Below are 23,383 nucleotides of genomic sequence, written 5' to 3'. Positions count from 1 at the left end.
CAATCCATCAAGTCAGCCGCAAGAGGCTTTCGTTCCTTCGCCAACTACCGACTCAGGATTCTGTTTTACTGCGGCAAACTCGATCTGATGCCGGAAAATACGTGCCACTAAATTCCGAGAAGAACCTCATACTTCGATGGGTAGCGCCTCTAATAAGGACTCGGTAAACGAGGCTGTCTTCCGGTTGCAATGGCTGTTTGGCGACGAAGTTCCTGATGAGATTTTCACTGCGGAAGATCATCTTGCGGTGCTTCTTGATCAGTTCGATATTCCGCACAGCGAATTAGTTTACGGCCAAGTCGTCCGCGCACCTCGTCCGCTCCCGGAAGATCTCTACGAAGGTTTGGAAACCCTGTTCGACAAAGAACCTCGAATCAATCGGTAACCAAGTGATGTTTCATTTCCTGTTTTTTGATTCCTGAAGGGAAACCTGGTGCAAATTCTCTTCGGGCGACGTCTACTGCAATTGCGTCGAACTTCGCGAGCGACTCGACGTCCTCCTCGGCCACTACAAACTCCTGATGAGCAAGCCGCAGAGGTAAGCCGCTATACCAAATTGATTGGCCGGTGTGCCCTAGCATTCTACCGCAGTTCAATTTTCGGGTAGAGGCGTTTTAGTTTGACTCTCGCGTCGTCAGTTGAGAATTGCCAATTGATCCCAATCTGGCGTTCGTTGCGATCCTGCTGCCAAGCCGTTATTCGGTCAGCGACTTCTTGTTGGCTGCCAACTCGACCGGCGAAACACTGACGGGTCATCACGCTTAATTCCGGTTCGGCCATGTTGAGCCAGCTTCCATGTTTGGGTGTGAACACCAGCTCGATTCGGTTCAGGATGCGAAACGCTTCGTCGGCGGCGAAGGCCGCATAGAGCGATCCGGCACAGTGCGTGTTTAAGTTGTCACACACCAAAGTGATTCGTTTTGCATTTGCGTAGCGTGGGTGATCCACGAGCCACTGAACGTAGCCCGCCCAGTCGACCGCCTTTTTCGTCGTGCTGACATGAACTTCGCGCCAACCGCCCAGCGGTTCGACGAACATGAAGGCGTTGCACATCCCTTCGCGGACATATTCAAAGTCGATCTTTTCACAACTCCCCGGTTGCATCGGCAACGACGGACGCGAGTCAGAGATCAGCTGAATCGGTTGCTCGTCCATGTTCACAACCGGATAGAGCGGATCGTAGGGACGATGATAGACGGCCAAAACCTGCTCCATTGCCGCGACGAACGCCGCGTCCTGCTCCGGTGGAATGCACCACATGGACCTAAGCCAGGGCTTCAACTCGTTTTTTTTGGACACGGCCCACCGTATCCGCCGAGATCGACTCGACCACCTCAAGCTCAACCAACTTGTCGGCAAGCAATTGAAGAGTCCATCGGGATCGACCATCGGGCGGCGTGGAACAAGCGAGCTTGGTCAACTGAGCTTCTTTTTGACCATCGAGTATCGCGGGCGTCGGCGGCATCTCGCGTTGTTTTCTTTCGAGCAAGCTCGTCGGGCCTCGAAGAGCGGCCTGCTTTCGCCAGTTCTCGATTGATCGGGTTGTCGCTCCGACTGCTTCGGCAATCTTCTGGTCTGACCAAGCCGGGCCGCATTCGCTCTCATCGCACTTGAGCATTGCTGTGGCTCGCTGCACTTTCCAGGCAGCGATGTTCAGTTTTCCACGTTTCCCTTTTGCGACTTCGGCAAAGGCTTCGCGTTCATCCGCAGTCAGCTTGATATGGTAGATTTTTCGATTCGACACGGGACCTTCCTTGATCCTGAAAAGTTCGGAAGTGGTTTCACAAGCCACATCCTACCCGCAATCCAAGCTGCGGGGCAATACTAGGCCTGGTTCACGCCTGCAAAACCCAAAGCGTTAAGAGAACCGGTGCTAGCGCCCACCTGCTGAAATACCGAACAATCATTTGAGCTAGTCCACCTCCGCCGATCCGGTTGCGCAGTCGAATGGAAAGATTGGGCCAGCCTTTTCGTCTGGCGCCCCGTCCTCGGGCGAACAAAAGGTGCGAGTCAAAGTCGGCGACCAGGAGACAGAAGCTATCAAGCGAGCCAATCGGCATCGCGTTGGCCGGCGAGGCCCAGCGTACTCGCAGCGGCTCATCAAATGATACTAGCGTCAAGTCGTTGATCCCGCCGGGGCAAGCCCGGACGGAAGCAATGATGCTCGTCATTCGCGTCTGCTGGGCTGGCTTCTCGCATCAACCGGGCGGCCACGCACTTCCTCCTTTCTCTTTCGCTTCTGCTCTTCGCCTCCACTTTTCGCTTCCGCCGGGCTTGCCCCGGTCGGAGCACACAAGTGGCAGCTACCAACAAACGCCCCCAACGATTCTTCACTCTTCTTCTTTGGGCCTCGGCTCCGGGCTTGCCCCGGCGGAGCCAGCGACTCTCTGCTCGTGCTTCCGCACTGCGCCACGATCGTACCCGCCAAAGGTTCCAACGTAGCAGCTGAACTTCAATATCCGTTTCATGTCGTAGACGAATGCAACGTTGTTCATCAGTGACAATGCGACTGACTGTGGAGCTTCCGTGACACCGGCACCGAGCAAAACATGAATGTGGTCACTGACCAATCCAATGCGCGATAACCGCCACTGCTTCTTCTCGCACGCACGTACAATCACATCACGCACTCGCTGCAAATGGTGCTCGCGCACTTCATGCCAGTTCTCCGTGTTCTCGACGACGATTTGCAGCGAATTCAAAAACTGGCCATACGTGCCGATCGTCGGTTTCGAGAGATCAACTGCTTCATCATGAAACTGAAGTGCTTGGAATCGAGCTTGAACGCCATCGTCAGCCAGTGGATGCTTCTCAGCCTGCCCAGCGACGTACTGACCCAGAACGCTCGAGTTCGCCTCGCCAGTACTTTGGATGTGATAATTCCTCCGGAACGCGTTCGGGATCGAGTCGCGAATTAAGTATTGCAATCGACCTTTGACACTACGCACGATTTCTGAAGGTGACGACACGGGTCGAGTGCTGACCAGGAATTGAAGCGTGTTTTCAGATCGCACATTGACTGAGAGAAGTCGCACGCCATCAACTTCAGTTGCTACTTGAAGCTCCCCAAGCCAGACAGCCTGATCTGGCAAGTCAACTTTGCCGAATATCGATAGCGACCAATTGAGCTGGTATGCGGTAGTCGTGTTGGCTGCGGTATAGATCGGTTCCACTTTGGCGTGCCAATCCAAGTCGTTGATCCCGCCGGGGCAAGCCCGGAGCGGAGATCGGAGAATGCAAGAGTGGAGGATTGATCTTCATTCTAGCGGCAGTAGCTGTCAGTTGGTGCTCCGCCGGGACAAGCCCGGACGGAAGCAATGATGCTCGTCATTCGCGCCTGCTGGGCTGGCTTCTCGGATCAACCGGGCGGCCACGCACCTCCTCCTTTCTCCTTCGCTTCTGCTCTTGGCCTCCACTTTTCGCTTCCGCCGGGCTTGCCCCGGTCGGAGCGCACAAGTGGCAGCTACCAAGTGATTTTTCGTTGTGCGGGATCCTGCGTTTGTTTCTTGATACAATGGAGAGTCCAACTCGGTCCCTCCCAACTGCGTGGCCGGATTCTTGATGGCTGCTGGTTTTGACATGCCCCCAAAACACGAGACGTCAGTGCACGAGACGCCAGAACACGAGAGCCCTGACTACCTCGCTGAGCGAAATGCGGCGATGGCTGCCGTGACGGCTGGGTTTGTGGGCGTCGACCAAAGCGATCCCAAGGGACCCTCGGGGCACGCCTATGGTCTGCGGACCAGCACTCGGCTGACGTCCGACTACCGACAGCGAACAGGGAGAGGATGCGTGGATGTTACCCCCCAAGAAGTCGTCGATTGCCTGCGTGGCGCCGGCGTCAAGAAATGGATGTTGATGGGACTGCATGGCTTGGTCGGCTACTTGCCGATGCCTCGCGCCACGCAAGACGTTGACATCATGGTGCCCTACAGCGAAAAGGCGAAAGCCGCCAAAGCGATCGCCTCAGCCTGGCCGATGTTGACTCGTGTCGAGCTCTCTCAAGTCGTCCGGTTTCTCGATCCCGCCGATCTCGATCCGCAAGGCAACCCGAAACCCGTCATCGATCTGATGCTGCCTTGGGGTGAGTTTCAACGCATGATTCTGGATCAGCACGTCATCATCGATGCGGAAACCGGCAACCGATTGCCAACATTGGAAGCAGTGCTCGCGTCCAAGTACGCCGCCCTGGTGTCGCCCCATCGCTCGCAGGAGAAGAAAGCCTACGATGCAGGAGATTTTCGCCGGGTGATCTTGGCAAACTCAGCGGACATTGACAGCGAAGCGCTGAGCGAACTCGGCGCCCATGTCTGGGAAAAAGGCGGCGAGGAAGTCCTGCGCTTTGTCAAGCTGTGCCTCGACGATCAACCGCTACCGATCTGAGTAGACCTCAGGAAATCGATAGGCGGTTGGTCCACGACGACGCTCAATGCACTCGCGTTGCTTACGTTAGCGGAGCATTGCAAACGTAGATCTTCATCGAGTGACGCGGCATTTCGATAATCCGATTGCTGGGCGGTACGGGACCGTCGACATCGGGATAGACGTCCGCGGGCGGGACCGCAGCCGTATCGGCAAACAGATTCCAGACCACGCCACGGCCGATCGAAGGCAAGTGGAAATCGAGGTTGTCCCCCGTGCTATTGAACATGATGATCAAATCACGACCGAGCCCTTCGGGGTCATCGGCGCGACTTGGCGCTGCGAGGTAGGCGGTCATAGCGAGCATGCCTTGGTCCCAATGCAATGGGTTGCCCTTGGTACCGTACCAGGAAACGTCGGGAACCTTGCGACCATCGAGCGGTCGGCCGGTGAGGTATTCCTCTCTCCGGACCGTCGGCTGGTTCTTGCGGAATTCGATCATGGCGCTGACGAAACGAGTCAGGTCAGCGTGCTTTTCGACGAGCCGCCAATCGAACCAAGAGATATCGTTGTCTTGGCAGTAGGCGTTGTTATTGCCTTTTTGAGTGCGGCGAATCTCGTCGCCGCTGACGATCATCGGCACGCCCTGGCTGACCAAGAGCGTGGCGAGCATATTGCGGACTTGCTGAGAGCGGATCGTGGAAATCGCCTTCTTGCGCGTCGGGCCTTCGACACCGTAGTTGTCGCTGATGTTGTGGTTGTCGCCGTCGCAGTTGTTTTCGTTATTGGCTTCGTTGTGTTTTTCTTTGTAGGAAACCAAGTCGTTCATCGTGAAGCCATCGTGGCTGGTGATGAAGTTAATGCTGCAGAAAGGTGGCCGTCCAGCGTGTTCGTAGAGATCGCTGCTGCCGGCGAGCCGTGTGGCCAGCGGTCCGAGCGTCCCGCCGTCGCCACGCCAGAAACCGCGGACGTCGTCGCGGTAGCGCCCGTTCCATTCTGCCCAGCGGTGGTTGCCGAAGCTGCCAACTTGGTAGGCACCGGCGGCATCCCAGGCTTCTGCGATGATCTTGGTATCCGCGAGCATCGGGTCCTCAGCGATCAGTTCCACCATCGGCGGGTTCGGGATCAAATTGCCGCTGCGGTCCCGGCTGAAGATACTCGCGAGGTCGAACCGGAAACCATCGACATGGTAGTTGTGAACCCAGTGCCGGAGGCAGTGAAAGATCATTTCCCGGACGACAGGGTGGTTGCCGTTGAGGGTGTTGCCGCAACCGCTGAAATTGCAGTAATGCTGGCCTTCGCTGAGGATATAGTAGACTTGATTTTCCAAGCCTTTGAAGGATAGCGTGGGGCCGTTCTCGTTGCCTTCACAGGTATGATTGAAGACCACATCGAGGATGACTTCGATGCCGGCCTGATGAAGCGCCTTGACCATCTCTTTGAATTCGTTGACCTGGGCGCCCGGGGCTTTGTCGTGAGCATAGCCGCGATGCGGTGCAAAGAACGCCATGGGGTCATATCCCCAGTAGTTGGCGCGTTCGAGTTTCTTGCCGTGTGGGTCACGGATGGGAAACTCGTTGACCGGCATCAATTCGACAGCAGTGATGCCGAGCGATTTCAGGTAGGGGATCTTCTCGATCACACCGAGATAGCTGCCCGGTGCGGTGACCTTGGCGGTGCGGCTCTTGGTGAATCCCTTGACGTGCATCTCGTAGATGATCGTCTCGCTCATCTCCCGGCGGAGATGCCGGTCGCCCTCCCAATCGAAGGACTGATCGACGACCACGCACTTCGGTGGGCGAACCAGTCCATCTTTGCCGGTTTGGTAGGTACCCGCGAGGGCTTCCGCATAGGGGTCGATCAACCGCGCCGCAGCGTCGAAACGGTGACCGTTTTCCGGCTCCCACGGACCGCTGGCCTGGAAGTGATAGAGACCGCCGGCCTCGAGTCCAGGAACCTGCAGGCTCCACACGTCGCCCCATCGATCGGTGTTCCGATCAAAATCGATGATCTCTGCCGGTTCGCGATCGTTGACTTTATTGTAGAGCAGCAATCGCATTTCAGTCGCAGAGCGGCTGAACACAGAGAACTGTGTACCGTTCGCTGTCGGCGTCGCTCCGAATGGGGGCGTGTAGGCAAATTGCAGGTCAGGGCACGGTTGTCGCATCAGCATTAAAAGATCGCTCCTTGAGTCATTTCTATGCGAACCGTTGGCAGATTTGCGGCGGCGTTCACGAGTTCAAAATCGTGAGCGACGCTCTCATTCTGCGGCTCGGTCCGGTTTAGTTCCAGTTGTCAGGTCAACCCTAGCACTCAGCCCCTGCCAAAGCGGCTCAATCGGGCTGGTGAAGGACAGAATCCCCACCCGCCGCGGTCATGCGCTACAGTAGGGCAATCGGTCCATTCCAGGCGATTCATGAGAGCCGTGACGGTTAAAACGATTCCGCAAAATTACGGGGACGAATCAGTCCCGCCAGGCAGTCATAGGGGGTATTCAGCGCTTGAGAAAACTTGTCGGTGACGGATGCCACCCTGGTCGACTCCGGTTAGATCTCCTTGAAGGAAGGAAAATAAATATGTCTGAGGATCGCATCTTATCGCCCCATGGGAACGAAACCGAGAACGAAATCGTCTGTTCTCATCGGTATCCCTGCTGCTATCCCTAAATTCCCCTCTAGTGGCGAATTAGCTCCCCGCGGTTGGCTGGGCGCGGGTAAAATTTCCAGCGAACGATCGATTTCCTCATAAATAGCTAGGCATTTTAGTCGAGATGGCGGACCAATCCATTCAGAAACGAATTGACGACCTGGTCGTACAGATTCGCTATCACGACCAGCGATACTATCAGGACGCTGCGCCGGAAATTTCCGATTTGCAGTACGACACGCTAATGGCGGAACTGGTCGAACTGGAACAGCAGCATCCCGATCTCGCTGCGCCGGATTCCCCGACCCAGCGTGTTGGCGGCGACATTGTCGAGCACCTGGTCTCGGTGCCGCACCGTGTCCCCATGTTGTCGATTGACAATACCTACAGCCGTGACGACCTCAAGGCCGCGATGCAGCGAATTGAGAAATTGTTGGCTCCCACACTTGCCGACGGCGAATCAGTGGGCTGGGTGATGGAGTACAAAATTGACGGGGTCGCCGGTTCGATTCGCTACGAGAACGGAGAACTGGCCTTGGCCCTGACGCGGGGCAACGGTGTCGTGGGTGACGATATCACACACAATGTCCGCACGATTCGCGATCTGCCACTGCGGTTGGAAACGGAACGACCGCCGGAAGTTGCCGAACTGCGGGGTGAGATTTACATGACCGATGCAGATCTCGCGGACCTGAATGTGCGGCAGGCGAAAGCCGGGGCCGAACCGTATAAAAACACACGGAACGTCACCGCCGGCACGATCCGCCTGCTCGATCCGAAGATTGCGGCCACCCGCAAGCTGCGGTTTTTCTGTCACGGCAGCGGCGAGTTGATCGGCGTCGATGTGGATAGTCATCAAGCCTTTCTGCAGTGGGTCGACCGCATGGGCGTCCCCTCCACACCCAACGCCGTACGGCTGGATTCGGTCGACGCTGCCCTCGACGCAGTCGCGAAACTCGAAAAAGGCATGCCCGAATTGCCCTTTGAAGTCGACGGGATCGTATTCAAAGTCGATTCGTTCGCCCAACGGGAAACGCTCGGCGTTCGCAGTAAAAGCCCCCGGTGGGTCATCGCCTACAAATTCGAACGCTACGAAGCCACCACGCGGCTCGAAGCGATCGAGGTCCAAGTCGGAAAAACGGGCACCATCACGCCGGTGGCATACCTCGTCCCAGTAGACATTGCTGGCACCACGGTATCACGTGCCTCGCTGCACAACGCCGACGAGATTGAACGGCTCGACGTGAGAGTGGGCGATCTCGTTGTGGTCGAAAAGGCAGGCAAGATCATTCCGAAAGTCGTCAGGGTGGAGAAGCACGCCCGTACCGAGGAGCTGCCAACCTTCGAGTTTCCGGAGCAGTGTCCTGAGTGTGACGGGCCGCTGAGCCGAGATGAGGGCGGTGTCTACATCCGCTGCACAAATCCACAGTGCCCCGCCCAACTTCGGCAACGACTCGTCTACTTCGGTAGTCGCGCAGGCATGGATATTGACGGATTGGGCGAGGAAGTCGTGGACCTTCTACTCCAGAAAAAACTGGTAGCGTCCTTTGCCGATTTGTACCGGCTCGATGCCGACACACTCGCAAACCTGACCTGGCCGCGTCAACGCAAAGGTAAAGGCGACGAGTTGATCGATGTCCAGTTCGGACGCAAGAATGCCGAGAACTTGGTTGCCGGGATTGAAGCGAGTCGCACGCGTGGGCTCGCTCGCCTGCTGTCTTCGATCAGCATTCGTCACGTCGGCCCCCGGGTCGCCAAATTGATCACCGCCAAATACTGGAGTCTGCCTCAGTTGCAGTCGGCGACGACGGAGCAATTGGCAGCGATTCACGAGATTGGCGAACGGATCGCCGAGAGTCTCGTGAGCTTTCTGCATAGCGATCAGGGGGCGGCTGTGTTTGCCGATTTGGAGTCCGCCGGCGTGGTGCTCAGCGAGCCCGAACCGCCAGCGGAGACTGCTGATGCAGGCGAATTGCCACTGGCAGGGAAAGCCATTGTGGCGACCGGAACACTCGCCAACTACACCCGTGACCAGATCAAAGCTCGAATCGAGGAACTCGGTGGGCGGGCGGCGAGCAGCGTCAGCAAGAGCACCGATTTCGTGATCGCCGGAGAAAAAGCTGGCAGCAAGCGGAACAAGGCCGAGAGCCTGGGCGTCGAAGTGATTAGCGAGGACGAGTTTCGGTCGCGATACGACCCCTAAATCGGCCACCGTTGTGAGCGGCTCCCGCTTCGGTCTGCACAGCGAACGATGCGTTCCGCCTCCCCACACAAATGACTCGGTAAGTCGGGCGACAAACGGATGACAGAATCTTCTTTCATAACTCAATCGCGATCCAACGAGAGTGCCGACTGGTGTCGCCGCATGTGCAGGGCCAGCTGCTCGCTGCTGCTGCTACTACTGGTGGTCATGGGCGGTTCGGCTCGCGCCGATTACACGGTCTATCAACTGCCAGGAACGGACCTCAATCTCCTGCTCGAGGGGACCGTCACGTATCATGCAGGCGGCAATGCGACGCACCGACATCCCCGCGGATCACTGCACTTCAGTGCCCGCGATATCGATGTCATCAAAATTCCTACGCCGCGAGCGATCTATGGACAGCGTCTGCGGGAAGTCCGCAACTCCGATGACGTCGAAGAAGTCTTGGAGCTGGCAAAATGGGCGCTTCGCAATGGGATGCTCAAGGAATCCAAGTCGCTGTTGAGCGTGGCGTGGAAGATTGATTCCACTCACGAGCGGCTCGCCAAAATCGCTGGATTGATGCGGTACATCAATCGGCCGGTCGCCTCCGATCCTGCAGTCGAAAAACACGCTCGCGATTATGTTGGCGGAGAGAGCATGGTCGCCACCCGCAGTAAACACTTTTTGCTGTTGCACGATGCCAACTCGACGACCGACGAAACGACGGGCAAGACGCGGGCGGAGATGCGTTTGGAATTGCTCGAGACAGTGTATGAATCCTATTTCCTGACTTTCGCATTCAATGGCGTTTTCCTACGACCACCAACGAAGCCCTTGGAGGTTGTGCTGTTCAGTCGCCAAGCAGATTTTTTGCAGATGGAACGCCGATTGGGCGGGTCGCTCCGGCAGGCCGCTGGGTTCTACCTGCCCAAAGAGAACATATCGATGTTCTACGATTCTGGCACCTCCGAGCAATTCCAGATCTTGATGGAACTCGACCGACAGCTCGTTGCCGCTCGAGAGGCGGCCAAGCGGAATCGCAGTCCCGGTGCAGGCCAATTGATTCGCTTTGCCAAGACGATTGAGCTGCTCATCGACATTACCCGCGAAAGCGAAGATGTCTCAACGGTGTCGCATGAAGCAATCCATCACTTGGCCGCCAATACCGGGGTCTTCCCGCGCGACGCGGCCTTTGTCCGCTGGGTCCATGAAGGCATGGCGTCGTATTTCGAGTCGGCGAAATTGGCGAAATGGAGCGGTGTCGGTGTCGTCGATTCGAGTCGGATCAGCTACTACCGCGTGCTCGAAGGAGACCCACAGCGTGGCAGTCTCGAATTCATCGTCTCGGATCTCGGTTTCTTGATCGAGACAGCCCTCGGCAACCAACTGCCCGCCTACGGTCAAGCCTGGGCGCTGACGCACTTTTTGTTCAACGAGCATTTCATGGAACTGATGCAGTTCTATAAAAAGCTAGGCGAGATCAAAGAACACGAAGGAGAGATGACCGTTGCCATCCTGCAGGAACGAGGCGACAACTTGCTTTCGATCTTTGACGAGTGTTTTGGAGATCGAGCGCAGCTCGAGATGGAATGGCGACGCTACATGCGCACGCTTCGAACCGACATGGAGCGTTTGGCTGAGGAGGGGATGTGAGAATCTCGGCGGGGGGAATCCGAACAACTGCTCTGCGGTGGATGGGGCTTGGTGTGGCGATCAGCCTGATCTTAGCCACCTGCTCGGCAGCGCAAGCCGACGAGTCTTCATCGGCGGCTCAAGCCCCCGCCAGTCCGCCCGGTGACCCGCGCCAGAGCGTGAGCCGAGAGGACGTCGACGCGGCCCTCGAGCACATTCCGGAACGTGTCGAGACGATGCATCGAGAGAGTGGGGTGCCCGGCATGGCCGTTGCCATCGTGTTCAATGATGAGGTCGTGTATTCAGCGGGATTCGGCGTATGCGAACTCGGCGGCGAGGAGCCGGTCGGACCGGACACGGTCTTCCAGATCGCATCGTTGTCCAAAGCGCTCAGCGCCACGGCGGTCGCTGGTGTCGTCGGTGATGGCATGATCACTTGGGATGATCCGGTGGTCGAACACCTGCCCGACTTCAAGCTGTCGGACGCCTACGTCACCGAACATGTCACCTACGCCGACCTCTTCAGCCACCGCAGCGGCTTGCCCGCCCACGCAGGGGACTTGCTCGAAGATCTCGGCTTCGACCGCCACCAAATTCTCGACCGACTCTCTCTGCAACCACTCTTCCCATTCCGCGCCGAGCATCACTACACCAACTTTGGACTGACCGCGGCAGCCGAGGCTGCATCCGTTGCGGCAGGGAAGCCATGGGATGAGCTGATGGAGGATAGGCTATTCACCCCCGCCGGGATGATCCATTCGTCGGCGCGGTTCGACGACTACCTCGCCGCTGACAACCGCGCCGTGCCGCACCAACGCGATCCCGAAGGCAACTGGATTGTCACCACTCACCAGCGTGACCCCGACGCGCAGTCGGCCGCCGGCGGCGTATTATCGACCGCGAATGACCTCGCCCAGTGGCTGCGTCTGCAACTCGCCGCTGGTGAGCTCCATGGCCAACCGATCATCGATCCAGCGGCTCTGCTGGCCATGCAGACACCGCACAGCATCAAGGGGCGACCGAGCACGCCGAGCGCGCACACGAACCTGTATGGACTCGGCATGGGCATCAGTGTTCGTGACGATGGATACACCAACTGGTCTCACTCAGGAGCATTTCTACTCGGCACTGGCACCAACTTTTCCATGATTCCGGGACAGCGTCTCGGTGTGGTGACGATCACCAACGGCCAGCCCGTCGGACTCGCCGAGGCCACGTCGGACACGGTACTCGACTTGATCGTCGATGGCGAGGTCTCACGGGACTGGCTGAGCGGGTACATGGGCGTCTTCGCGGACATTTATGAATCACAGACTCCAACCGACTGGAGCATGCCCGTTGACAATCCAGCTCCACCGGCACGTCTGTCGACCTACGCAGGAACGTACGACAACGACTACTATGGCCGAATGACGGTCGACCATTCGTCGGGGACCCTCGTGATGACGCTCGGACCCAAGGCGATGAAGTTTGTCTTAACGCCTTACGACGGCAACGTCTTCCTCTTCACGCCGCCAGGTGAAAATTCGGTCGGGCCGACAGGGATCACGTTCGATGTCGAAGACGGGCGGGCGTTTTCGGCGACGTCGGAATTCTACGATATGACAGGCCTTGGCACCTGGACGAATAGCAGGTAGCGACTTGACCTGAGAGGAAGATCCACGTGCAGGGCGGCATAGTTTCTGATGCCCCGAAGATCACCGCGAGATGTTCCTTGCGATTTCGCGCGCGGCAGATGACGCCCGCTTGGTCGGATCGCTTCTTGCCGGGGCACTGCCTGCCTCGTCGGTAACCACCGGAGCAGTTATCGCCCAATACCGAGTTAGCCCCAAGGACTACCTCCGTTATCTTTCGGGCGCACCAATCCCGAGCATCAACGCGGACGCTCATCACCCGCAGCACTTGACACGTAAGCACTCCCTTACCTATCATGATTTTATGAAATTGAGTTCCGATACTGTAGCTGATGCATTTGTCGCGATTAGCCATCCGGCCCGCCGCCAAATGCTCGATCTGTTGATCGAGGGGCCCCAACCGGTCAACTGGATTGCTGGTCGATTTGAAATGAGCAGGCCCGCTGTCTCGCAGCATCTTCGCATCTTGCGTGATGCCGGATTGGTGGCGGATCAGCGTGTGGGGCGCGAACGCCGCTACCGCTTGGTTCCCGAGCGACTTGAGCCCGTGCATGACTGGATCAGGCACTATGACCGGTTCTGGGACGAGCGACTCAAACGGCTTGAAGAGCACCTAGCAAAAGACACGACCAAATGAACAGCAATATTCAGAAAGAACTGCTCATTCCGAAGTCACCCGACCAGGTTTGGGCGGCCATTGCCGAAAGTCGTGGCCTCGCCGAATGGATGTACCCGAATGACTTCGAGCCACGAGTTGGGCATCGATTTTCCTTCATCGTACCTGCGAAGCCCGACGTTGGATTTGACGGGCTCACTGTCCACTGTGAAGTGCTTCAGTGCGAGCCACCGAAACGTCTCGTCTTCACCTGGTCTGCGGGCGAATTATCCAATACGCAAGTGAGTTTCATCCTGAAGCCCGAGGGCAGCGGCACACGCCTTTTCTTTCAACATTCAGGCTTTGATACCACACGAACACTCGGCAAACAGGCATTCTACGGTGCCGACGCAGGATGGACTGAGATGCTATCGCGGCTCTCCGTTCTTGCAATCGAAGCAGAAAACGACGAATAAACTACTCGAATCGAGGCAAAGAAAGAATGAATATCCTACTCTGGGGCCTTCAGATTTTATTGGCCCTGCACACCGCGATGGGGGCAGTATGGAAATTCACCAATTCGGTCGACCAAACCATGCCCACTTTGAACGCGATTCCGAATCCATTGTGGATAGCAATGGGTGGCTTCGAACTCGTGCTTGCTCTGGCCTTGCTCACCCCAGCATTCTATCAGCCACTGGCTTTCTTGGCTCCGGTGGCGGCTGTTTGCATTGCCGCAGAAATGGTCCTGTTCACGGTACTGCATCTCTATTCAGGAGACCGAACACTTGGCCCTGTTATCTACTGGCTGGTCGTCGCTGGCCTCTGCTTGATTGTTGCTTATGGCCGATTCGTCCTGGTCCCAGGAGAAGCATAGAATCTGCTATCACAAACTTAGGGGTGAACTAGAACGCCCCACTGAAATGCCGTCCGGTACGGGCCGGCTAACGTGGCGAGCCGTTTCGTTCACGAGTCACGACAAAACTACGATAAAGGAGTAAGCCCGATGACAACGTCTGATCTGAGTGAGCCTAGTGCGACGGGGGCTGCTTGCCAGCAATGCTCCACGATCGAAGTCTGCGGCGCCGCTATTTCGTTCAGCGTGCTCGGTGAAGTCACGGCGCCTCCACTGGTTGTACTGCATGGCGGAATAGGATGCGCTGATGACTGCGCGGACTTAGCCTCCGGACTGGAAACCCAATTCCGGGTAATCAGAGTTGATAGCCGCGGGCATGGACGCTCAACGCTAGGTGATGCAGAACTGACCTATCAGCGTCTAGAAAAAGACGTGTTAGCAGTACTTCGCCACCTCGAAATGGATTGCACGTCAATCATAGGATTCAGCGATGGCGGCATCGTCGGCTACCGGCTGATGGTATCCAATGAGATCAATGTCAAGAAACTGGTGACGATCGGCGCCGACGTTGAACTGGAGCCAGACGCCCCTGTGCGGAGAATTCTTGAGCAGGTCACGGGGAAGAGCTGGCGGGAGAAGTTCCCCGCTTCCTATGAAACCTACCGGCGTTTGAATCCCGAGCCGGACTTCGACAGGCTTGTGAAGTGTGCCGTCAAAATGTGGCTCGATTCGACCGCGACTGGCTTTCCAGACAAGATCGAGAACCTCCCCGGAGCGGATGTCCTTGTGATACGCGGAGATAGGGATCATCTGTTTTCGAGGCAAGCTGCAGTTGATCTGGTGAATCGAATCGACCACTGCAGTTTCGCCAATATTCCCCTCGCTGGGCACGAAGCTCACAAGGAACAACCTGCAATAGTCGAGAGATGTGTCTTGGAGTTCCTCTGCAGTTAGGGTTACGGCGGTGGATCAGGACGTCGGATCGTTGATTACCGCAACTCTACCAGCGACGACGGTAGAAAGATTGACCGAAAGTCACATGCAGCGATTCTGTATCCGGCGTCGCTCATCCACATTTGGTGGTTCAAGAAGACGTCTTCAATCGCTCGCGGATCGACACCGTGGTCGTTTGCGCCCTCAGTTCCAATCTGTGTCGTGCTCAAGAACGGGGAAACGTGCTACTGAACGTTGGGGAGGGCGGTTTGACGAAGCAGAGTGTGATTGTCGTCTCGCAGATATCGACGGTTCCCAAGGCACTATTCAGCGATCTGATCGGTATGCTCTCTCAGCATCGAGTAGAGCAAGTACTAACTGGGTTGCGTTTCCAGCAAGCATCCTTCTTTCTCCGATAATTCTTATCCGGACGCCGCCTTTTGCTGAAGCACAGATGATCGTGGCCCCAATCAACAACATTCCGGTTGAGAATGTCGCTAAGGTAATGTCAGGTCGGCACCCTTGGCCACGTTGTGGGAAAGGCAACTGAGATGAACAACCCTGAAACGAGCATGGCAGACCGCGTCCCAGGGCTCCGCCGCCTCTGCCGGATCCCCGGCCAGATGCTGGGGACCAATCCGTTCGAAGGTGATTGCAGGCCCACTCGCGTGCCGATCTTGTTCGGCAGTCGGTCGAGGCCAGCGTTCCCCTTTCCCCACCGCTGGAATTATCAGCGTCCGATCGCGATTCTGGAAACCTACTTTCACGATGCCGACGACGCCGAAGGAGCTGGGAAGCACAATCGCTACATGGACGCTCCTGGCTTTCCTCCCGTGCTCGTCACGCGGGATCCTGGGGTCATTCGAGCGATCTTAACGGCCACGGGTGATCGGGACGGGCAGTTCGATCGCGACACGCTGCCATCGGCGGGTATCGCCAGGGCGACGGGAAGCGACACGCTCCTGTTCGCAAACGGTCCGTTCTGGAGGCGTCAACGAAAAGCCGCGGCAGCACCATTTGGCAAAACCGCACTCTTCCAGCCAGAAGTGTTTCGAGGATTTGCCCAAACACTGAGCAAGACCGTTGGGCATCGGCTGGAGGTCTTTCGCCAGCACTTGCAGGAGAATGGCTGCTCTTCGGTTCAGATGGCCGTCGAAGCTGAGATCAAGCCACTGATGTTGGAATTGCTCGTCGCCTGCTACTTCGGTGCAGAGATTGCCTATGAGGATATTCGCCAGGAGTATGTACCGGCGATTGAACGGCTGATCGACCACATCGTCACTGACACCGTCACGAACCGTTTCGGCATCCCGACTGCATTGCTCGCAGGTCGCTTTGGAAAGAAGTCACAGATCGCTGCGGATTTCGCAGCCTTGGACAAGCTCACGGATCTCGTCCTGGAAGCGCGCGGCTCAGGAGCGGGAATGTGGAGTCACTTCAAGATCGACGCGCAGGATGAGGAGCTTCGCAGCAACATCAAGGTGTTTCTTGCCGGTGCCTTGGAAGCAACCACCTCCTACGCGACCTGGACAATTTCTCACCTCGCGAGACATACCGAGGCGCAAGAGCGAGTTTTTGCAGAGCTCAAGAGTGTCGACGACTACACACCCGCAGCCATCAGAGAGGCAAAATACTTCGGCTACGTCATGGAGGAGACACTTCGCCTGACACCGTCGCTCTACTTCCTCCCCCGCAGGGCAACCAAACAGACGTGGATCGAGACAGCTGATGGCAGGCGAATGCAGATTCCCGCGGGAACTCACATTCTGCTGGATGTCTGGCATGCCAATCGAAACGAGGACTTTTGGGGGGTGGATGCAACAGGATTCCGCGCTAGCGAGTTTGCGCCCGAACGGTGGGAGCAATTGACTCAGCAGAAATCCAGTTCCAAAGACCAGCTGCACTTTGGCTTCGGCCACGGACCAAGAGTCTGCCCTGGAAAACACTTAGGGCAGCTCGAAGTCTATCTCGTCGTGGGTGCATTCGTGAAGCTCTTCCGGTTTACCGCTGCCAGCGAAGACAACACTGAGAAAGCAGGCGTTTCGACGAAGCCCCAAGACGGCACGCTCATCGACATGACGCTGCGAGCGGCCGAGTGACTTCGCCGGTCTAAGCCGGTCCAGCGCGGGTTGCGGCGGGTTGGTCAGCGGCAAGCCAAGTGTGCTGCACTATCCCATCTTCCACTCAGGATGGATTGGATGACATGAAAAGGCTTGACAGGGAACCAGCTACGTCGCTACAATGTACGTCAGAACGACGTAGAAACTCGCAGGAGCTGTCATGAGTGAAAAGATACCTGGATTGGGCTCACTTCAAAGCGAAGTCATGGAGCTGGTGTGGACACTGGAGGAGGCGACTGTCGCTCAGTTGGTCGACGCGATCGGCAAACGCCGCTCGGTTTCGTACACAACCGTTCTGTCGGCTGTGCAGAAGCTGGAGAAGAAAGGATGGCTCCAACATCGCACCGAAGGGCGTGCGTACGTTTTCCGCGCCGCCCGAGAGCGGACAGAGGTTGGACAAAACAAACTGGGGGAATTGCTAAAAACAGTCTTTTCTGGTGATCCGCGGATGCTTCTCTCGAGCTTGATTGATGAAGCCGGCTTATCCGATTCAGAATTGAGTGAGCTCCGCAATCTCATTGATGAACGTCGCAAAGCAACCGCAAACAAAAAGGGCCGACGCAATGGAGAATGATTTCAACAGCCTCTTGACGACTTTGCCAACCGAGCCTTGGCAAAGATTGTTGGTCGATTCATTGTGGCAGAGCACCCTGGTCGGTGTGCTGGGATTGTTGACGGTTCGATGGTTTGTAACTCGAGCCGCTGCGCGTGCATGGGTACTGACCATCGCCATTACCGCATGTGTCCTGTTGCCCGTGACAAGTCTACTGTCGCGATCCAGTGGGTGGGCGTTACCGATACCCGCGGCACACGCCGAACAGGTTACCCTGGATTCCAAGCTACCGGTACGTCCGGAAAATAGCGTGCTTCGTCCGAGCGTCAGTGGTCATGTCCCGAGTGCGTTTCCGGGCGTCGACCGATCTGCTGATTCTGCCGGGCGAGTCGATCGCCCCATTGTTAACGCAACAATCTCGGATCCGAAGCCAAACTCGCCGAGGTTTGCCTTCTTGTCCGGCGTGCTGCAAAGCCGCGTGATTTTCGGCGTGATTGGAATCGTATGGTTGACCCTAAGCGGGTTCCATTTGGCCCGACTCGTAGCCAGCTTCATCGCCGTGCGACGAATGTTGAGGCGAGCTCACGCATGCGAACAGACAAACCTATTGGATGCGGCATCCGATGCAGCCCAGCGTGTTGGTCTCGCGACGCCGCCGCGTCTCTTGGTGAGCAATCAGATATCGACACCGATGGTTCTTGCGTACTTTCGACCCGTTTTGCTGCTACCGGACGTCGCAATGAATCAACTCGATAAGAATCAGATTGCGCCCATGTTTGCTCACGAATTGGCACATATCAAACGGCGCGACGGATGGTCAAGGCTTTGGGTGCAATTGGCTGTGGTCCTGATGCCACTCCAGCCGCTAGTTTGGTGGATGCGCAAACTATTTAATGAAGCATGTGAAGAGGCATGCGACGATTGGGCCATTGCGGCCGGAAGTGACCCAACTGATTTGGCGGCCGTCCTTACCCATTGGTCGGACACCTCGGGCAATTGTCGCGAGCTAGTTCTGGCAGCTGGTATGTCAGGTACTCGATCGCGTGTCATTCGGTTGCTGGGGATGCGTGGCACGCCGTCGGCGGGACTCTCATTGAGATGGCGATTTTGCGTGACAACGGTGGCGATTCTGCTTTGCGGTGGACTTGGACTTGCTCAACCACCGGTGCCAGTGAACGAGGCAACCAATCAGCCACAGGTCGAGCAACAGCCAGACAACGCCCCGGTAGAACGACAGAAGATCGTTCCGTCGCCAGGCGAAACCAAGTCGTCTGCGGAGTCGATGTCCATCACCATCCAGCGGCCGGCCGAGATCGAAGGTCGAGTCGTTCTGAAAGAGTCGGGCGCCCCTGCAGTCGGTGCGCGTGTTGAGTTATGGAACGACGAGGTCGCTGCCGACACTTGGACGCGATCGACTACCGATAGCGATGGTCGGTACCGCGTTGCGGGCCTGCCACCGGGAAGCTACCGCATGAGCATCGTGATGCCGAATCGCCCGAATCTGTTTCAGCCGGAGGTCACTCTCGCTACTGGCAGCAACCGGCGAGATTTCCAATGGAGCCAAGGTGGACTCGTCAAGGGGCGCGTCATCAATGTCCTCACAGAGCAACCGATTCAGTTGAATGAGGGCGAGCAGATGGACATCAGTGAGATGGATTCAAGCGGACGCGGTTTTGCAGGAATGCCATCAGCCAAGATACAGCGTGATGGGTCGTTTGAGTTGATGCTGTCCGCCGGTCACCGCTACTTCGGAATGTACCTCGGCCCAGCTTGGCGAGGCGTCAACACGGACCGGCTCGGCCGTGAGGGTATCGACATCGCCGAGGGGGAAACCACTGAGCTGGAGATACGTGTAAAACCGATCGACGCGACGCAGCCCGCTTCCCCGGTAGCGCTCTCCGAAAGAGCTACCAACCATCTGGCTGAGCAGGCTGCGATCGCAGCGATTAAGCAACTCGGTGGTTGGGTGGCAACGGAAGAAATCGATGGGAGCGAGCATGTCATTGAAGTCAACATGGTTTATCATGAAGACGAGCGCATGGGGCGTGAAGAGAATTCATTGAACTGCGACGAGTGCTTGTCCTATGTGACGAAATTTTCAAAACTCAAGCGACTCATGCTCGTTCGTGAACAAGCGACGGATTCAGGGCTTGCCAACCTCAGTGGCATGAATAGCCTCCAGGAGCTCTATGCGTGGGATGCGACAGCTGTCAGCGATGAGGGCGCCCGGTGGATTGCAACCTGCAAGAACCTGAAAACGATTCACCTCAGCAATTCCAATATCACCGACAAATCGCTGGACTACTTCAGCACCTTGCCAAAAATTGAAACGCTCTCATTTCAAGGAAACCACTTTACCAACAAAGGACTTAAGCATCTCCAAGACATGGAACAGCTCAAAATGCTAGTGCTGGGTTTGGGCGAGAACGAAGTCAATGACGATGGGCTAAGGTTTCTCTCGGGACTTACCAACCTAGAACGTCTCGGCTTGCAGAATTCGAAAGTCACCGACGCGGGACTTCGTCATTTGAAGTCGCTCAAGAATCTCAAAGAACTATGGCTTCAGGGCACCGATGTCACCGAAGCTGGACTCGCCGAACTTCGCCAGGACCTTCCGAAACTAGAAGTGCGATAGCGTCACGTTCAACCAACTTGATGCGTCAAGTCATCACCTCGGAGTCCAGCGAGTAGGTTTTCGATCGAGAGCTCCGCCATCTTCTGCCGCGTCTCATAGGTGGCACTGCCGAGGTGCGGTGTGATCACGACATTGGACTGGCGAAGTAGCGGATGGTCCCTCGGCAAGGGTTCTGGGTCCGTCACATCCAACCCGGCACCTCGAATCCTTCGCTCCTGCAAAGCTTGTGTCAACGCCGCAGTATCCACGATCGGGCCTCGGGCGACGTTGACGAGCACTGCCGTTGATTTCATCAAGGCAATTTCGCGAGATCCGATCATGCCACGGGTTGTCGCCGTTAACGGTACGGTCAAAACAACAAAATCCGATTCTGCCAATAGCTGATCAAGCGAAACATAGATCGCCCCTGTATCGTCGCCGGCTTTCTCATGACGGTTGTGGTAGAGAATTCGCATCTCAAATCCAGCAGCCCGCTTGGCCACCTGTCGCCCAATTCGCCCCAAGCCAACAATGCCGATCGTTTTCCCGTGGACCTCGTGTGCCATAAGCAGTTGAGGTCTCTGTTGCTCAAAATCTGCCGCACGTGCCATCTGGTCACTCTCGACAATTCGCCGGCCTGCTGCCAATACCAACGCGATCGCCATATCGGCCGTCGCACCGTCCACCGCGCCCGGCGTGTTTCCAACGGGGATACGCCGCTGCTTGGCTGCCTCGAGATCGATGTGATCGACGCCGACGCCATTGTTGCTAATCACTCGCAGGCCTGGCAATCGATCCATTAGCGGCCCGTCGACAGTGGGATGGCCGTAGGTGTAGACACCCTCGATCGTATCATCGTAATCAGTTCCCGGCGCCAGCCAAGGCAGCACTTCCACCTGTCCGTGTAGCATCGCCTCCAAATCTGGCGAAAGCGGACCATCGACGATGACTCGTGGCAAACTCACTGAAGTTCTCTCTCATTGCGGTGGTCACGGATGAACGCGTGGACTGAAATCGTCCAGAGCAGCAACTTTCGCCACGTCGGCACGCTTGCTCCCTGGGCACATCTCGTCGATCAAGGCAGCTCGACCGAATTCCGGTTCGACGCAGTGTATCAGTTCTGCACCGACGGTTCCGTGACTTTCTCCAGCCGTTGACCACAGCACTGAAAGTCAGTCCGGCAATCTTTGCAATCGCAGCCTTTGGTGACGTGAATCTCAAGATCGCATTTTGCACAGCGATACATGTCGCCTGTCTTCGGGGCGTCCATGGGTCTTTCTCCGGTTTCGAGTGATAGGATTCGCCAAAGCGTCCGGCCAAACGGGGGCCAGGCAAGTATCCACCTGAGCAAAAGGCGTTCCATGTTGGCACAGTGATTGCGGATGACGACCTACGTTGTCGCAATCAGGCGACGCGTTCATCCAATCGAAACGTAGCTCACTGACCTCCATGGAAACTCGGACGATGATGCACTACCACATTCTTGCCGCAGACTACGACGGAACGTTAGCGAAGGACGGCATCGTTGCCGATTCGACCGTCGAGGCCCTGCGACGACTGCGTGACTCGGGCCGCAAAGTTCTGTTGGTCACTGGCCGGCGGCTCGAACCGGTACTGGACCTGTTCCCCGATGTGTCGCTGTTCGACCTGATCGTCGCTGAGAATGGAGCGTTGCTGTTCGATCCTGAATCGGGCGAGGAAACTCTATTGGCAGACCCTCCACCACCTGAATTTGTCGATACACTTCGACAACGGGGCGTCGATCGCTTGGAAACGGGACGCTGTATCGTTGCAACTTGGCAACCTTTCGAGACAATTTCATTGGAAGTGATCCAAGCGTTCGGACTGGACCTGCAGATCATCTTCAACAAGGACGCCGTGATGCTACTGCCCAGTGGCGTCAACAAAGCAACCGGACTTGCCAAGGCGCTGCATTCATTGGGCTATTCACCACACAACGCGGTCTCGGTCGGCGACGCAGAAAACGATGCGGCAATGATGCGATCTTGCAGCGTCGCGGTCGCCGTCGAAAATGCCTTACCGAGCGTCAAGGAGATGGCTGACATCGTGCTGTCCAAGCCGCGAGGAGAGGGAGTGGAGGAGCTAATCGATCGGATAATCCAAAGCGATCTGGCCGAACTGCGAGAGCGGCCCGATCGACAACTCGCGATCGGCAGCACACTCAGTGGGCAACCGTTTTCAATCCCAGGCTATGGCGACAGTGTGCTGGTCACCGGTGGACCGGGCGGTGGCAAGAGCCGATTTGCGATCAGCGTTATGGAAACGTTGACCGAGCGAGGCGAACAGTGCTGCGTGATCGATCCGGAAGGCGACTACCAAGGACTCGATGAGTCAGTCGCACTGGGGACTGCCGATCGTGCCCCCGAGATTGAGGAGGTCATTGGCGTTCTCGAGCAGCCCGACGATCACTGCATCGTCAGCTTTTTCGGGATCAAGAAGGACGACCGCCCGGAGTACTTCAATAAACTATTTCGAGCTCTGGCCGAACTCCGCAGTCGCACCGGACGACCGCACTGGATAATCGTTGACGAGGCTCACTATGCCGCGCCCAAAGCCTGGCAACCGGCGGAGATGTGGAGCGGTGAAGAGTTGGCAGGGTTCCTCTTCCTCACCGCCTACCACGACCAAATCTCGCCGGCCGTAATGGAGCACGTTGATTGGATCATTTCGATCGCCAAGGAACCACAGCAAGCCATCCAGCAGTGCTGCGAAATCATGGGCGAAGACTTGCCCGATTTTCATCCGCCCGAGGATTCGCGCGACCACCGTGCACTGGCGTGGCGTCGTGGCGACGGCCGGCCACAATGGTTCAGTAGGCTGTCGCCACGTTCCGGCGGAGGCCAGCGTCATCAACATAGCTACTATGAAGGCGATATGGACGAAGATCTCCAGTTCGTCTTTCGCGGCCCCGATGACGAACTATCTCTTTCCACCGCCAATCTGAAAGAGTTCATCAAAACAGCAAAAGGAGTTGACGACGGAACCTGGACTCACCACTTGAGACGCCATGATTATTCATCCTGGTTCCGCGACATCATCCGAGACGACGATCTGGCTGCCGCAATCGAAGATATCGAACGCACTCAAGACCTGACGCCAGAGAAGAGCCGCGAATTGATCGCCGACCACATCCACGAACGATTCAAACCGCAATGGTAATGATCGATGGTCGGCGGGATGGCGAAGCACGTCGGATCTAATTCTTTGGTGGAATGATTTCTCGCGACGCACT

19 protein-coding genes are annotated in these 23,383 nt (G+C 56.8%); 14 read left to right on the top strand and 5 right to left on the bottom strand.

What is annotated here, in order from left to right:
• Positions 1-136: 136 nt before the first annotated feature.
• Positions 137-385 carry a hypothetical protein gene (locus tag CA85_RS23015; protein WP_146393787.1) on the top strand — a complete coding sequence of 83 codons (249 nt, stop codon included), beginning with the start codon at positions 137-139 and terminating at the stop codon, positions 383-385.
• 197 nt (positions 386-582) lie between these two features.
• Here the strand turns inward: CA85_RS23015 and CA85_RS23010 are convergent, their stop codons facing one another.
• The 3 genes from CA85_RS23010 to CA85_RS23000 all read right to left on the bottom strand — a co-directional run bounded on the left by CA85_RS23010 (position 583) and on the right by CA85_RS23000 (position 2,969).
• Positions 583-1,260 (bottom strand): IS630 family transposase, encoded by a 678-nt coding sequence (locus CA85_RS23010; RefSeq protein ID WP_246113089.1) that lies wholly within the window; start codon positions 1,258-1,260, stop codon positions 583-585.
• Between the two features lie 4 nt (positions 1,261-1,264).
• Positions 1,265-1,744: a helix-turn-helix domain-containing protein gene (locus CA85_RS23005; RefSeq protein ID WP_146393783.1), complete on the bottom strand. Its 480-nt coding sequence runs from the start codon at positions 1,742-1,744 to the stop codon at positions 1,265-1,267.
• 586 nt (positions 1,745-2,330) lie between these two features.
• The gene (locus CA85_RS23000; RefSeq protein ID WP_146393780.1) at positions 2,331-2,969 is read right to left on the bottom strand and encodes a transposase; all 639 of its coding nucleotides are present in this window, start codon (positions 2,967-2,969) and stop codon (positions 2,331-2,333) included.
• Positions 2,970-3,561: 592 nt separating this feature from the next.
• Here CA85_RS23000 and CA85_RS22995 point away from each other — a divergent pair.
• Positions 3,562-4,383, top strand: a complete 822-nt coding sequence (locus tag CA85_RS22995; RefSeq protein WP_186775157.1) for a hypothetical protein — start codon at positions 3,562-3,564, stop codon at positions 4,381-4,383.
• 61 nt (positions 4,384-4,444) lie between these two features.
• Here the strand turns inward: CA85_RS22995 and glgX are convergent, their stop codons facing one another.
• Positions 4,445-6,535: a glycogen debranching protein GlgX gene (gene glgX, locus CA85_RS22990; protein WP_146393776.1), complete on the bottom strand. Its 2,091-nt coding sequence runs from the start codon at positions 6,533-6,535 to the stop codon at positions 4,445-4,447.
• Between the two features lie 597 nt (positions 6,536-7,132).
• Between glgX and ligA the strand changes: the two genes are divergently transcribed.
• The 11 genes from ligA to CA85_RS22935 all read left to right on the top strand — a co-directional run bounded on the left by ligA (position 7,133) and on the right by CA85_RS22935 (position 20,151).
• A complete protein-coding gene (gene ligA, locus CA85_RS22985; protein WP_146393774.1) occupies positions 7,133-9,211 on the top strand; it encodes an NAD-dependent DNA ligase LigA in 2,079 nt (692 codons plus the stop codon).
• A 99-nt stretch (positions 9,212-9,310) separates the two neighbouring features.
• The gene (locus CA85_RS22980; protein WP_146393772.1) at positions 9,311-10,846 is read left to right on the top strand and encodes a DUF1570 domain-containing protein; all 1,536 of its coding nucleotides are present in this window, start codon (positions 9,311-9,313) and stop codon (positions 10,844-10,846) included.
• On the top strand, positions 10,843-12,462 hold the full coding sequence (locus CA85_RS22975) for a serine hydrolase (RefSeq protein WP_146393770.1): 1,620 nt from the start codon (positions 10,843-10,845) through the stop codon (positions 12,460-12,462). The genes CA85_RS22980 and CA85_RS22975 overlap by 4 nt, the downstream gene beginning before the upstream one ends.
• A 70-nt stretch (positions 12,463-12,532) precedes the next feature.
• Complete coding sequence (locus CA85_RS25920) at positions 12,533-13,096, top strand: ArsR/SmtB family transcription factor (RefSeq protein WP_246113088.1); 564 nt, start codon at positions 12,533-12,535, stop codon at positions 13,094-13,096.
• The gene (locus CA85_RS22965; RefSeq protein ID WP_146393767.1) at positions 13,093-13,530 is read left to right on the top strand and encodes an SRPBCC family protein; all 438 of its coding nucleotides are present in this window, start codon (positions 13,093-13,095) and stop codon (positions 13,528-13,530) included. The genes CA85_RS25920 and CA85_RS22965 overlap by 4 nt, the downstream gene beginning before the upstream one ends.
• A 26-nt stretch (positions 13,531-13,556) precedes the next feature.
• Positions 13,557-13,931, top strand: a complete 375-nt coding sequence (locus tag CA85_RS22960; protein ID WP_146393765.1) for a DoxX family protein — start codon at positions 13,557-13,559, stop codon at positions 13,929-13,931.
• Positions 13,932-14,156: 225 nt separating this feature from the next.
• Positions 14,157-14,864, top strand: coding sequence for an alpha/beta fold hydrolase (locus CA85_RS22955; RefSeq protein ID WP_186775156.1), 708 nt, complete (start codon positions 14,157-14,159; stop codon positions 14,862-14,864).
• A 122-nt stretch (positions 14,865-14,986) separates the two neighbouring features.
• On the top strand, positions 14,987-15,262 hold the full coding sequence (locus CA85_RS22950) for a type II toxin-antitoxin system PemK/MazF family toxin (RefSeq protein WP_146393761.1): 276 nt from the start codon (positions 14,987-14,989) through the stop codon (positions 15,260-15,262).
• Positions 15,263-15,394: 132 nt separating this feature from the next.
• On the top strand, positions 15,395-16,942 hold the full coding sequence (locus CA85_RS22945) for a cytochrome P450 (protein ID WP_146393759.1): 1,548 nt from the start codon (positions 15,395-15,397) through the stop codon (positions 16,940-16,942).
• A 181-nt stretch (positions 16,943-17,123) separates the two neighbouring features.
• Positions 17,124-17,537, top strand: a complete 414-nt coding sequence (locus CA85_RS22940) for a BlaI/MecI/CopY family transcriptional regulator (protein ID WP_146393757.1) — start codon at positions 17,124-17,126, stop codon at positions 17,535-17,537.
• Between the two features lie 13 nt (positions 17,538-17,550).
• The gene (locus CA85_RS22935; RefSeq protein WP_222435511.1) at positions 17,551-20,151 is read left to right on the top strand and encodes a M56 family metallopeptidase; all 2,601 of its coding nucleotides are present in this window, start codon (positions 17,551-17,553) and stop codon (positions 20,149-20,151) included.
• 8 nt (positions 20,152-20,159) lie between these two features.
• On the opposite strand, the gene CA85_RS22930 is transcribed toward CA85_RS22935, so the two are convergent.
• Complete coding sequence (locus CA85_RS22930) at positions 20,160-21,095, bottom strand: 2-hydroxyacid dehydrogenase (protein WP_222435510.1); 936 nt, start codon at positions 21,093-21,095, stop codon at positions 20,160-20,162.
• A 499-nt stretch (positions 21,096-21,594) separates the two neighbouring features.
• Here CA85_RS22930 and CA85_RS22925 point away from each other — a divergent pair, with 499 nt between their 5' ends.
• On the top strand, positions 21,595-23,310 hold the full coding sequence (locus CA85_RS22925; protein ID WP_186775155.1) for an HAD family hydrolase: 1,716 nt from the start codon (positions 21,595-21,597) through the stop codon (positions 23,308-23,310).
• The last annotated feature ends 73 nt before the right edge of the window (positions 23,311-23,383 follow it).

The sequence above is a fragment of the Allorhodopirellula solitaria genome (assembly GCF_007859855.1).
GTDB classification, from domain to species: domain Bacteria; phylum Planctomycetota; class Planctomycetia; order Pirellulales; family Pirellulaceae; genus Rhodopirellula; species Rhodopirellula solitaria.
The sequence above is the reverse complement of the archived record's forward strand: the minus strand, read 5'-3'. Positions and strand labels throughout refer to the sequence as shown.